This is a genomic window from Paraburkholderia sp. (assembly GCF_050742655.1).
Classification (GTDB): domain Bacteria; phylum Pseudomonadota; class Gammaproteobacteria; order Burkholderiales; family Burkholderiaceae; genus Paraburkholderia.
Window position 1 is genome coordinate 100325 of the sequence record NZ_JBOIGG010000013.1, and the last position, 11980, is coordinate 112304.

12 protein-coding genes and 1 tRNA gene are annotated in these 11980 nt (G+C 63.3%); 7 read left to right on the forward strand and 6 right to left on the reverse strand.

The annotated features are described in order from the left end of the window. The first annotated feature begins 72 nt into the window (after nucleotides 1–72). Complete coding sequence (cysE, locus tag ACREXZ_RS19130; protein WP_431765684.1) at nucleotides 73–876, forward strand: serine O-acetyltransferase; 804 nt, start codon at nucleotides 73–75, stop codon at nucleotides 874–876. Nucleotides 877–899: 23 nt separating this feature from the next. Here cysE and ACREXZ_RS19135 read toward each other — a convergent pair whose 3' ends face one another. The 4 genes from ACREXZ_RS19135 to ACREXZ_RS19150 all read right to left on the reverse strand — a co-directional run bounded on the left by ACREXZ_RS19135 (nucleotide 900) and on the right by ACREXZ_RS19150 (nucleotide 3833). After that, nucleotides 900–1697, reverse strand: a complete 798-nt coding sequence (locus ACREXZ_RS19135) for a UDP-2,3-diacylglucosamine diphosphatase (RefSeq protein WP_431765685.1) — start codon at nucleotides 1695–1697, stop codon at nucleotides 900–902. Between the two features lie 108 nt (nucleotides 1698–1805). Next, nucleotides 1806–2300 (reverse strand): peptidylprolyl isomerase, encoded by a 495-nt coding sequence (locus ACREXZ_RS19140; RefSeq protein ID WP_431765686.1) that lies wholly within the window; start codon nucleotides 2298–2300, stop codon nucleotides 1806–1808. Between the two features lie 156 nt (nucleotides 2301–2456). Further along, on the reverse strand, nucleotides 2457–3038 hold the full coding sequence (locus ACREXZ_RS19145) for a peptidylprolyl isomerase (protein WP_431765687.1): 582 nt from the start codon (nucleotides 3036–3038) through the stop codon (nucleotides 2457–2459). A 66-nt stretch (nucleotides 3039–3104) separates the two neighbouring features. After that, complete coding sequence (locus ACREXZ_RS19150) at nucleotides 3105–3833, reverse strand: tetratricopeptide repeat protein (RefSeq protein ID WP_431765688.1); 729 nt, start codon at nucleotides 3831–3833, stop codon at nucleotides 3105–3107. Between the two features lie 234 nt (nucleotides 3834–4067). On the opposite strand from ACREXZ_RS19150, the gene cysS reads away from it, so the two are divergent. From cysS to ACREXZ_RS19180, 6 genes are all read left to right on the forward strand, one after another. Next, on the forward strand, nucleotides 4068–5465 hold the full coding sequence (cysS, locus tag ACREXZ_RS19155) for a cysteine--tRNA ligase (RefSeq protein WP_431765689.1): 1398 nt from the start codon (nucleotides 4068–4070) through the stop codon (nucleotides 5463–5465). Nucleotides 5466–5512: 47 nt separating this feature from the next. Continuing rightward, on the forward strand, nucleotides 5513–6529 hold the full coding sequence (locus ACREXZ_RS19160; protein WP_431765690.1) for a DNA-3-methyladenine glycosylase family protein: 1017 nt from the start codon (nucleotides 5513–5515) through the stop codon (nucleotides 6527–6529). A gap of 122 nt (nucleotides 6530–6651) precedes the next feature. After that, the gene (locus ACREXZ_RS19165; protein ID WP_431765691.1) at nucleotides 6652–7623 is read left to right on the forward strand and encodes an acetyl-CoA carboxylase carboxyltransferase subunit alpha; all 972 of its coding nucleotides are present in this window, start codon (nucleotides 6652–6654) and stop codon (nucleotides 7621–7623) included. A gap of 47 nt (nucleotides 7624–7670) precedes the next feature. Then, entirely contained in the window at nucleotides 7671–9110 is a 1440-nt protein-coding gene (tilS, locus tag ACREXZ_RS19170) for a tRNA lysidine(34) synthetase TilS (protein ID WP_431765692.1), read from the forward strand. A gap of 384 nt (nucleotides 9111–9494) precedes the next feature. Further along, nucleotides 9495–10745 carry an aspartate kinase gene (locus ACREXZ_RS19175; RefSeq protein ID WP_431765693.1) on the forward strand — a complete coding sequence of 417 codons (1251 nt, stop codon included), beginning with the start codon at nucleotides 9495–9497 and terminating at the stop codon, nucleotides 10743–10745. Nucleotides 10746–10894: 149 nt separating this feature from the next. Next, nucleotides 10895–10988: transfer RNA gene (locus tag ACREXZ_RS19180), tRNA-Ser, on the forward strand. 403 nt (nucleotides 10989–11391) lie between these two features. Here the strand turns inward: ACREXZ_RS19180 and ACREXZ_RS19185 are convergent. Together ACREXZ_RS19185 and ACREXZ_RS19190 are read right to left on the reverse strand one after the other, a co-directional pair. Continuing rightward, on the reverse strand, nucleotides 11392–11670 hold the full coding sequence (locus ACREXZ_RS19185; protein ID WP_431765694.1) for a hypothetical protein: 279 nt from the start codon (nucleotides 11668–11670) through the stop codon (nucleotides 11392–11394). A 30-nt stretch (nucleotides 11671–11700) separates the two neighbouring features. Beyond that, nucleotides 11701–11979 carry a hypothetical protein gene (locus ACREXZ_RS19190; protein ID WP_431765695.1) on the reverse strand — a complete coding sequence of 93 codons (279 nt, stop codon included), beginning with the start codon at nucleotides 11977–11979 and terminating at the stop codon, nucleotides 11701–11703. Nucleotide 11980 lies beyond the last annotated feature (1 nt).

The following is an 11980-nucleotide window of genomic DNA, read 5'->3' on the forward strand; positions in this document are numbered from 1 at the left end:
TCCCTGAAACGTTCTAAGCAAAGCTGCCGGGCTGCTAACCGGCGGCGCTCCTTCCTCACGACGGTCACTGCCATGTTCACGAGACTCCGCGAAGACATCGCCACGATTCGCGAGCGCGATCCCGCCGCCCGCAGCGCGTGGGAAGTGCTCACGTGTTACCCGGGGCTGCACGCGGTCGTGCTGCACCGTTTCGCGCACGCATGCTGGCTCGCGCGCCGCCGCTGGGTCGCGCGCTTCGTGTCGCAGATCGCGCGTTTTCTGACCGGCATCGAGATCCATCCCGGTGCGACGATCGGCCGGCGCGTGTTCATCGATCACGGGATGGGTGTCGTGATCGGCGAGACGGCCGAGGTCGGCGACGACTGCACGATCTATCAGGGCGTGACGCTCGGTGGCACGTCGCTCACGCGTGGCGCGAAGCGGCATCCGACGCTGGAGCGCGGCGTGATCGTCGGCGCGGGCGCGAAGGTGCTCGGCGGTTTCACGATTGGCGCGGACGCGAAGATCGGTTCGAACGCGGTCGTCGTGAAGCCGGTGCCGGCGGGCGGTACCGCGGTGGGCAATCCGGCGCGCGTGATTGCGCCGGCTGCGTCGCGTAGCGGTTCGTCAGTGGACGGCCGCGTGGGCTCCGCCACCGGTGCCGGACCTGCACGCGAGGGGTTCTGCGCATACGGCATCACGCCGAATGCCGACGACCCGGTGTCGCTTGCAATTCACGGGTTGATCGATCACGCGGCCACGCAGACCCAGCGCGTCGACGAGATCGTCGCGGCGCTCGAACGGCTCGGCACGCGTATCGAAGCGATGCAGGGGACCGACGGGACGCTGCGCGGCCTGCGCCAGCTGTCCGCGGCGCTCGAGGGCGACGTCGACTGAGCGCTGCTTGCTTCAATCAGGCGCTAGTCGAGCGGTAGCGCCTTGAACCCTTCGGCATCGACGCGCAGATAACCGCCGCGCCGTTCGCCGTGATCCAGATCCCAGTCGGGCAGCACCCAGCGCACGCCACCGGCTTCAAGGTGGCGCGCGGGCCTGTGGGTATGGCCATGAATCATCGTCGCTGTGCCGGTCTTGCGGAACAACGCCGCGACGCCTTTGCGCGTCACGTCGTAGCGCGGCGACACGGGCCGCGCGCGGCCTTCCTGACTCGCCGAGCGCATCCGCTGCGCGAGCGCCTGGCGCCAACTGAACGGCCAGGCGAGAAACAGCATCTGGATCAAACGATTCCGCGCAAGCCGACGAAACCATTGATAGCCGCGGTCGGCCGTGCACTGCGCGTCGCCGTGCGCAAGCGCGACGCGCGTGCCGAACGCGCTGATCGCGATCGGATCCGGTAGCCAGATTGCGCCGGCCGCTTTCATGAATCGCTTGCCGAGCAGAAAGTCGCGATTGCCGTGCATGATGTACAGCGCTATGCCGCGCTCCGACAGCGTGTGCATCAGCGCGGCCATGCGGGCGGGGAACGGTTCGGCGAGCATGTCGTCGCCGATCCAGTATTCGAAAAGATCGCCGAGAATGAATACCGAGTCGGCCTGTTCGGCCGTGACACGGATGAAGTGTTCGAACGCGGCGACCGTGCGCGGGATCGCCTCGCTCAGATGAAGATCGGAGAGGAAAAAAAACGGGCGTGCGGCGTGCGGGCGCTTGCCCTCGCCAGGCACGCCCGCAGCGACGCTTCGCAGTGGCGTTTCTTGCAGCATCGAAGTGCGCCAGGTAGTTGCAGTTGCGGCGAACCGGTAGCCGCTTGCAGGCGGCTGCCGGTCGTCACGGATGTTACGGTACGAGGTTACGCTGCTATGCGGGCCCGCTTATTCGACGACGACGGCTTTTTCGATGATCACGTCGTCGGCCGGGACGTCCTGATGGAAGCCCTTCGAACCCGTCTTCACCTTCTTGATCTTCTCGACCACGTCGAGGCCATCGACGACCTTGCCGAACACCGCGTAGCCCCAGCCCTGCGGCGTCGGCGACGAGTGATTCAGGAAGTCGTTGTCGTTCACGTTGATGAAGAACTGTGCGGTGGCCGAGTGCGGATCGTTCGTGCGCGCCATCGCAATCGAACCGTTGACGTTCTTCAGACCGTTGTTCGCTTCGTTGGTGATAGCCGCTTCGGTCGGCTTCTGCTTCATGCCCGGTTCGAAGCCGCCGCCCTGGATCATGAACCCGTCGATCACGCGGTGGAACACGGTGTTGTCGTAGTGACCGGCTTTCACGTAGTTAAGGAAGTTCTCGACCGACTTCGGTGCTTTTTCCGCGTCCAGTTCGAGTTTGATGACGCCGTGATTCGTATGCAGTTCGACCATGATGGCAACCTTTGAAGTGCAGGATTAAGTGAGAAATAAGTGAAAAGCGCGGGCAGGGTGGCAAAAGCCGCGCGCCGCCGCGCCGGCAGCGATGGATTATGTTAGCGCGCCGGCCCGCTGCGTGTCCGGCGCTGCTTATATACAGTGACTTGCCGCTTACTTACCGACGACCGTCGCCGACTCGATCACGATTGCCTTTTGCGGCACGTCGGACATCGGGCCGCGCGTCGTCGTCGGCGTGCCTTCGATCTTCTTCACGACGTCCATACCCGAGGTCACCTTGCCGAACACCGCGTAGCCGTTGCCGTCCGGATTCGGATAGTCGAGGCCGGCGTTGTCGACGGTGTTGATGAAGAATTGCGCGGTCGCCGAATTCGGATCGCTCGTACGCGCCATCGAAATCGTGCCGACCGTGTTCTTCAGGCCGTTCTGGCTCTCGAGCGGAATCGGCGCGCGCGTCGGCTTCTCGGCGTAGCTCGTCGTGAAGCCGCCGCCCTGGATCATGAAGCCGGGGATCACGCGATGGAAGATCGTGCCCGAGTACTGGCCGGACTTCACGTAGTCGAGAAAGTTAGCGACCGTCTTCGGCGCTTTCTCCGGATACAGCTCGACACGGATGTCGCCTTGCGACGTCTTGAACAGCACCGATGGGTGCGTCGCCGGCGCGGCCGTTTGTGCGAAGGCGGGGGCGTGTGCGATCAGGGCGGCGCTGCCGAGCGCCAGCATCAACCATTTCATGAAGATCCTCGGGTTGGAAAAAACGCAGTGAACAAACGGCGCCGGCACGAGCCGGCGCGCATGGATTTATTCTGCCGGCGCGACGTACGGCTGCACCGGCAGCGAGCCGCTCGGCCCGCCGAACTGGAAGCTCGGCGTGTCGGTCAGATTCGACGTCGCGCGATTCGTGTAGTCGTCGACCGACACGGATTTCTTCGCGGGCTTCGCCGCGACCTTCGGCGGCGAGACGATCTTCTGGATGTCGGCGAGACGCTGCTGCGTCGTCGCGCTCGCGCGGCCGAGGCCCTGCGAGCGCTGATACGCGGCGCTCGCGAGGCGCAGATACAGGTCGCCGAGATTTTCGTACGCGAGGCCGTAGCCTGGGTTGACCTTCGTCGCGGTTTCGAGCGCGGCGCGCGCTTCGTCGTAGCGGCCATGCTTCGCATACAGCGCGGCGAGGTTGTTGTACGGCTCGGGCAATTCGGGATACGTCTGGGTGAGTTCGGTGAACGCGGTGATCGCTTCGTCGTCGCGGTTCAGGCGCGCGAGCACGGTGGCGCGCTTGAATTTCGCCTGCGCGTCGCGCGGATTCGATGCGATGCGCGCATCGAGTTGCTTGAGTGCCTGGGTCCAGTTTTTCTGCTCGATCGACGAATCGATTTCCGGCGTACCGTCGCGCACGGCCGGCCCTTGCGGCAGTGCACTGGCTTTCTCCGCATGCGCGGAGACGCCCGGAAAAAGCGTGAGCGCGATGCCGAAAAAGGCTGTCGCGGCGAGGGTCGCGGCGCTTCGCGCGCGGCCGCTGGAAGGTTTCATAGGCTGAGGTCTGGGTGTTATACTCCGACCCATTCTAACAAAAGGTCTGCGCGTTCCGTTGAACCACAGACTCTCTTTTCGCCACTCGTGGTCGTCTCCGCGTCGATGGCAGCCCACCACAGCACGAAGTGCACCGGTTTGCTGTCCGATGTGCTGCAGCGCATGAGCCCATCGTTCGATGGACTCCATGCACAAAATGCCGGGCGGATCTCTTTCGAACCACGCATCGTCTCTATGGAATCACTGCGCATCTACAACACGCTCGCGCGTGACAAGCAATCTTTCGTGCCGCTTCAGCAAGGCGTCGTGCGGATGTATGTCTGCGGGATCACGGTGTATGACTACTGCCACATCGGGCACGCGCGCATGATGGTCGTGTTCGACGTCGTGCAGCGCTGGCTGCGGCTGCTCGGCTACGACGTCACCTATGTCCGTAACATCACCGACATCGAGGACAAGATCATCCGGCGCGCAGTCGAGAACGGCGAGACGATCAAGTCGTTGACCAACCGCTTCATCGCGGCGATGCACGAAGACATGGACGCGCTCGGTGTCGAGCGGCCCGACCTCGAACCGCGCGCGACCGATTTCATTCCGCAGATGCTCCGCATGATCGAGACGCTCGAAGCGAACGGTTACGCGTATCAGGCGACCGATGGCGACGTGAACTACGCGGTGCGCAAGTTTGCGAACTACGGGAAGCTGTCGGGCAAGTCGCTCGAGGATCTGCGCGCGGGCGAACGCGTCGCCACGAACGACGCGAAGCAGGACCCGCTCGATTTCGTGCTGTGGAAACAGGCGAAGCCCGACGAGCCCGCCGACACCGGCTGGGATTCGAAATACGGCCGCGGCCGTCCGGGCTGGCATATCGAATGCTCCGCGATGGGCTGCACGCTGCTCGGCGAACAATTCGACATTCACGGTGGCGGGCAGGACCTGCAGTTTCCGCACCACGAAAACGAAATTGCGCAAAGCGAAGGTGCGACGGGCCATACGTTCGTCAATTACTGGATGCACAACGGCTACGTGCAGATCGACAACGAGAAGATGTCGAAGTCGCTCGGCAATTTCTTTACGATCCGCGAGGTGCTCGCGCGTTATGACGCCGAAGTGGTGCGCTTCTTTATCGTGCGTGCCCACTACCGGTCGCCGTTGAACTACAGCGATACGCATATCGACGACGCGCGCGGCGCGCTCACGCGTCTTTACACTGCATTGAAAGACGTGACACCCGACTCGTCTGAACTAGACTGGAGTGAAGCGCACGCGCAGCGGTTCCGCGCGGCGATGAACGACGACTTCAATACGGCGGTCGCGGTGTCGGTGCTGTTCGAACTGGCAAGTGAAGTCAATCGCACGCGCGACGCATCGCTTGCACGACAATTGCAAGGCCTCGGGCGCGTGCTCGGTCTGCTCGGCCGCGAGCCGCGCGCCTATCTGCAGCAGGCGGGCGGCAGCGCCGGTGAAGCCGGGCTCGATGCGGCGACGATCGAAGCGCGGATCGCCGCGCGCGTCGCGGCGAAGCAGGCCAGGAATTACGCTGAGGCAGACCGGATTCGGGCAGAACTGCTCGAATCCGGAATCGCACTTGAAGATAAACCGGGCGGGTTGACCGAGTGGCGGCGCGTGTGAGCGCTTCCCGCACTTCCCTCTGATCGACACGCCAGGCAGGAGGCAGGATGGTAACGGCCACGAAGACGCAGGCTAAACGAGCCGCGTCTCAGACAGGCGCGGCACCCGTGACGAAAGCGACGCGCGCGAAGAGCGGCAGCGCGCGCGCGCCACAACGCGCCACGTCGCATGCGGCGAAAGCCGCGAACGGTGTCGCGAAGAAAACCGCGGCGAAGCGCGGCATGCTCAACGGCGATGCATCGCATGCACCGAAACTGTCGCGCCCGACACGTGCGCCGGCGGAAGGACGCACAAAAGCGGCGGCTGGCAAACGTGCCGGCAAGGCGAACGGCGCACTGCCCGACGCACACGTCGACGACGCACGGCAAGTCGCGGTCGACGAACTGCACATCATCGATACCGAAGTCGCCGTGCCGGTGCAGATCGGCGGCCTCGCGCCGGAAGTCACACGGCCCGCATATTGGGACAAGGCGTGCGCGGATCTCGTCAAGCGCGACCGCATCCTCAAGAAGCTGATTCCGAAATTCGGTCCCGTGCATCTGCTGTCGCGTGGCGACCCGTTCGTCACGCTCGCGCGCTCGGTGGTGGGCCAGCAGATTTCGGTCGCGGCCGCGCAGGCGGTGTGGCAGCGTGTCGAGGGCGCGTGTCCGAAGCTCGTGCCGCAGCAGTTCATCAAGCTCGGCCAGGACAAGCTCGTCGCATGCGGACTGTCGAAGCGCAAGACCGAATACATCCTGGATCTCGCGCAGCATTTCGTGTCCGGTGCGCTGCACGTGGGCAAGTGGACGTCGATGGAAGACGAAGCGGTGATCGACGAGCTCACGCAGATTCGCGGCATCGGTCGCTGGACTGCGGAGATGTTCCTGATCTTCAACCTGTCGCGACCGGACGTACTGCCGCTCGATGACCTCGGGCTGATCCGCGCGATCAGCGTCAACTACTTCAGCGGCGAGCCGGTCACGCGCAGTGAAGCGCGCGAGGTCGCCGCGAACTGGGAGCCGTGGCGCACGGTCGCCACCTGGTACATGTGGCGCAGCCTCGACCCGCTGTCGGTCGACAACTGACACCACATTCCGTCTGCCGCTACGCAACTATCGTTTCCCTGATTCGATAGTTGCGATCTGGTTTTGACATGGGCGGGCGCGGTTAGAATACGCGCTGCCGGTAAGTCCAAGGATTCCAACCAATGAAGACCACCTTTCTGGATTTCGAACAGCCGATCGCTGAACTCGAAGCGAAGATCGAAGAATTGCGCTTCGTGCAGGACGATTCGGCCGTCGATATTTCGGAAGAGATCGATCGGCTTTCCAAGAAAAGCCAGCAACTCACGAAAGACCTGTACGCGAACCTGACGCCCTGGCAGGTCTCGCAGATCGCACGCCATCCGCAACGCCCTTACACGCTCGATTACGTCAACGAGCTGTTCACCGATTTCCACGAACTGCATGGCGACCGCTCGTATGCGGACGACCTGTCGATCGTCGGCGGTCTCGCGCGTTTCAACGGCCATCCGTGCATGGTGATTGGCCAGCAGAAGGGCCGCGATACGAAGGAGCGCGCCGCGCGCAACTTCGGCATGCCGCGTCCGGAAGGCTACCGTAAGGCCGAGCGCCTGATGCGCGTCGCCGAGAAATTCGCGCTGCCCATCTTCACGTTCATCGATACGCCCGGCGCGTATCCCGGCATCGGTGCGGAAGAGCGTGGCCAGTCGGAGGCGATCGGCCGCAACCTGTACGTGATGTCCGAGCTGAAGGTGCCGCTCATCGCGACGATCATTGGCGAGGGCGGCTCTGGCGGTGCACTCGCGATCGCCGTCGGCGACAGCGTGCTGATGCTGCAATTCTCGACCTATTCGGTGATCTCGCCGGAAGGCTGCGCGGCGATCCTGTGGAAGAGCCCGGCGAAGGCACCGGAAGCGGCCGAAGCGCTCGGGCTGACCGCGCATCGTCTGAAGGCGCTCGGGCTGATCGACAAGATCGTCAACGAACCGCTCGGCGGTGCGCATCGCGATCCGAAGGGCATGGCCGCGCTGCTGCGCCGCGCGCTCGCCGATACGCTGCGCCAGTTCCAGGGCATGAGCACGCAGGACCTGCGCCAGCGCCGCTTCGAGCGGCTGATGGCCTACGGCAAGTTCAAGGAAACGACGCCGGGCGCGTAAGCGCCGTGCGTGTTTCTCTAATCCCTTCCTGTGCGCGGTGATCCACCGTGACTTCCTCCTCCGAAACACCCGCTGACCGCCTCGTGATCGAGGCTGTCGGCGCGGCGTCGACGCCATTGAACGCCGACGCGTGCGTCGCGATCGCGTTCAGCGGTGGCCTCGATTCGACCGTGCTGCTCGACGCGGCGGTGCGTGTGCTGGGCGCGTCGCGTTGCATCGCGCTGCATGTGCATCACGGGTTGAGCGCGCACGCGGACGCGTGGCTCGCGCACTGCGCGGCGTTCGCGGAGGCGCGCGGGATCGCGTTCGCGCATCGGCGTGTCGACGTCGCGCGCGATGCCGGCACCGGTATCGAAGCTGCGGCGCGCGACGCGCGCTATCGCGCGCTCGATGCGCTGTGCGCCGAACACGCTGTCCACGTGCTGTGGCTCGCGCAGCATGCGGACGATCAGGCAGAGACCGTGCTGCTGCAGCTGCTGCGCGGAGCGGGGCTCGCAGGGCTCGCTGCGATGGCGCCTGAGCGGTTGCCGGCCGGCGCGGCGGCGACGCGTGTGCGTCCGCTGTTGCCGCTGCTGCGCGCGCAGCTCGAGCAATATGCACGCGCGCATGCGCTGCGCTGGATCGACGACGAGTCGAACGCGGACACACGCTACGCACGCAACGCGCTGCGTCACGACGTGCTGCCCACGCTTGCCGTGCACTTTCCGGGCTTTCGCGATGCGTTGTCGAGGACGGCTGCGCACGCCGCGTCGGCACAGCGTCTGCTCGACGATCTTGCGCGGCTCGATCTGCGGCACGCATCGCGCGACGAGGGCAGGGCGCTGTCGCGCGATACGCTGCTCGTGCTCGACGACGACCGCGCGCTGAACCTGTTGCGTTACTGGATGCGCACGCTCGGGCTGCCCGCTGCGCCCGCGGCACGCCTGATCGATGCGCTGCGCCAGCTGCGGACGATCGGCGACGATCACGGACTGCGGATCGATCATGCGGGACAGGCGCTGCGCGCCTATCGCGACGACGTCTACTGGGAAGCCGGCGACAGTGCTGATCCCCCCGATCCCGCCGACGAAGCCGCGCTCGCGCAACGGCCGGCCTTGACGCTTGCGTGGCGCGGCGAAGCGGTGTGGCATCTGCGGGCGTGGCGCGGCACGTTCGTCTTTGCGGATAGCGGCGCCGACGACCCGCACGCGGTGCCCGAAGCGGCGCTGATGCGTGCGCCGCTGACCGTGCGTTCGCGCGCGGGCGGTGAGCGGATGCGCACGACCGCGGACGGACCAGGCCGGACGCTGAAGAACCTGTTCCAGGAGCGCGGCGTGCCGTCGTGGCAACGCGATGTGCCGCTGCTGTTCAGTGGCGACGATCTGCTGTTCGTGCCGTTGCTCGGCGTGAACCGCGCGGCGATCGTGTCACCGGCGGCGTCGCCGGCGACGGAGACGGGCGGGCGGTATCGTCGCATTGAATGGCGCGAGGATTTGTCGATCGCGTGAGCGAGTGAGCAGGTCGGGTCGGCCCAGGCGACCTCGAAAACGATCCGGAAAAAATAGCGGATTTTGCCGCGAATCCTTGGTGGGTAAGCCTTGGCGGGCCATATCCCGGGAATTTTGACTTGTCTTTTTACGGCCGATCGGGTACGGTTACTTGTTTGCCCGGACCGCTTTTACCGTCTCTCGCATCGAGTCCCGCCGCGTTCCACCGTTGCTGGCCGTTTCGGCCGCATTCCGGTGTGATCGCAGGCTGCGAGGGATTTCACGGGCAAATCCGCGCGCGTTGCCTGGCGCCTCACACACTTCGCTGTCGTTCCCGAACGTTTGCTTGTTGTGCGGCCGTTTCCAGCGCGCCCGACGCGGTTTCTTCCTCAGTTCAGAACGACAATGGCACTCATCGTACACAAATACGGCGGCACTTCGATGGGCTCGGTCGAGCGCATCAAGAATGTCGCGAAGCGCGTCGCGAAATGGCAGAAGGCCGGCCACAAGATGGTCGTGGTGCCGTCGGCGATGTCCGGCGAAACCAATCGTCTGCTCGGCCTCGCGAAAGAAATTTCGGCACAGCCGAGTCCGCGCGAACTCGACATGATCGCGTCGACCGGCGAGCAGGTCAGCGTCGGTCTGCTGTCGATCGCGCTGCATGAAGCGGGCGTCGACGCGGTCAGCTACACCGGCTGGCAAGTGCCGGTCAAAACCGACAGCGCATTCACGAAAGCGCGCATCAACGAAATCGACGGCGAGCGCGTGCTGCGCGATCTCGACGCTGGCAAGGTGGTGGTGATCACCGGCTTCCAGGGCATCGATCCCGAAGGCCATATCACGACACTCGGTCGCGGCGGTTCTGACACATCGGCGGTCGCGGTTGCGGCGGCGTTGAAAGCGGACGAGTGCCTGATCTACACGGACGTCGACGGTGTGTACACGACCGATCCGCGTGTCGTCGAAGAGGCGCGCCGGCTCGATCGCGTGACGTTCGAAGAGATGCTGGAAATGGCGAGCCTCGGCTCGAAGGTGCTGCAGATCCGCTCGGTGGAATTCGCCGGCAAGTACCAGGTGAAGACGCGCGTGCTGTCGAGCCTGACCGATCCGCTGATGCCGCTCGAAGCCGAGATGTCGTCGGGCACCCTGATCACTTTTGAAGAAGACGAGACCATGGAAAAAGCAGTCATCTCGGGCATTGCATTTCAGCGCGACGAGGCCCGCATCGCGGTGATGGGCGTGCCCGACAAGCCGGGCATCGCGTATCAGATCCTCGGCCCGGTGGCGGACGCGAACATCGACATCGACATGATCATCCAGAACCAGAGCGTTCAGGGCAAGACGGACTTCACGTTCACAGTCGGCCGCGGCGACTATCAGCGCGCGATGGACATCCTCACCGGCCAGGTGAAGGGCCATATAAACGCGGAGCAGGTGCTGGGCGATCCGAAGGTGTCGAAGGTGTCGGTGGTCGGCGTCGGCATGCGTTCGCATGTTGGTATCGCGAGCACGATGTTCCGCACGCTGTCGGAAGAGGGCATCAACATCCAGATGATCTCGACGTCGGAAATCAAGATCTCCGTGCTGATCGACGAGAAGTATATGGAGCTCGCGGTGCGTGCGCTGCATAAGGCATTCGAGCTCGATCACGTGTAAAGATGCAGGCCGCGGATGCACGCGGTTTCGGCGTGTCACTCGCATGACGCGATGAGTCAAAAAGTGCACTCCGTAAATTGACCTCATCCGGTGAACCCGCTATTATCTTGGCTTCGTCGCGTTGCCTCCCTGGCGCGAGCGAAAGTTTGGGAGACGTGGCCGAGAGGTCGAAGGCACTCCCCTGCTAAGGGAGCATCTGGGCCAAAACCTGGATCGAGGGTTCGAATCCCTCCGTCTCCGCCAGAAGCGGTTAAAAACCCCCGTCAGTCCAAGGACTGACGGGGGTTTTTCTTTTCTGGTCCATCTTCAGCATTGGCTTGCCAGCGGCCCGGCGAACTATGGCTCAAGTCGTTGGGCAGCCCACGACCGCAGAACCTGTGATGTGCGATAAGGCCTGCTTGCGTTGGAGTGTCGTTGGAAGTTTCTTGCTTCCTTATACTCGCAGAAGTCAGGAGAACAATCCAACGGGGTCGAGGGGCAAGTCCGTGTCGAACTACCGGTCCGGTCATCGAGTGCTTGAGTTTCTGCAGGGCTATCGTCGAGGCCATCTGTCCGACGAGCGAACGGCACTATCAGGGCGTTGAATGCATCGTCAACAAAATGCAGTTCCCGACTTTCTTCGCGGCTCTTGCACGTCACATCCGCTTCAGACGGGAAACCGCATCAACGCTTCTCTTAGCCGTTTGATCAGCACAGGATCGTTAATGCAGTCAAGCGGTCGGAGGTCGTCAAGAACTGGTATTTTACGATCAAGCCACGCTGCTCCGCCGTGCCCGATCGTCGCATAGATCACACACGCCAGGCCCAGGTCTTCCCCCAATTTTGCCAAGATTTTCCGAACTTCCGGAATGTCCTTGTATTCTTTGAGCACGAGTTTTTCGAGATCGTCCCAATTCTCGTCGCCAGAATAATAATTCTCTAACATCTCCTGGTCATCCTGCCTCTGACATGGAAACTAATACATCCTCTTCAGTACCACTCTTAACCGTTTGATCAACACGGGATCGTCAATGCAGTCCAGTGGGCGAATATTTTCCAGAGCCGGAACTTTCCGTTCAAGCCATTCTGCCCCGTCGCTCCCAACCTGCTTATAAATTACACACGCAAGGCCCACATTCCCGCCTAGCTTTGCGGCGATATCCTTTACCTCGGGAGCATCCTTGAATTCGAGAAAAAGCGCCTCGAACTTTTCCCAATTCTCGTCGCCCTTATATTCGTCCTCCAGGTGTGCCATG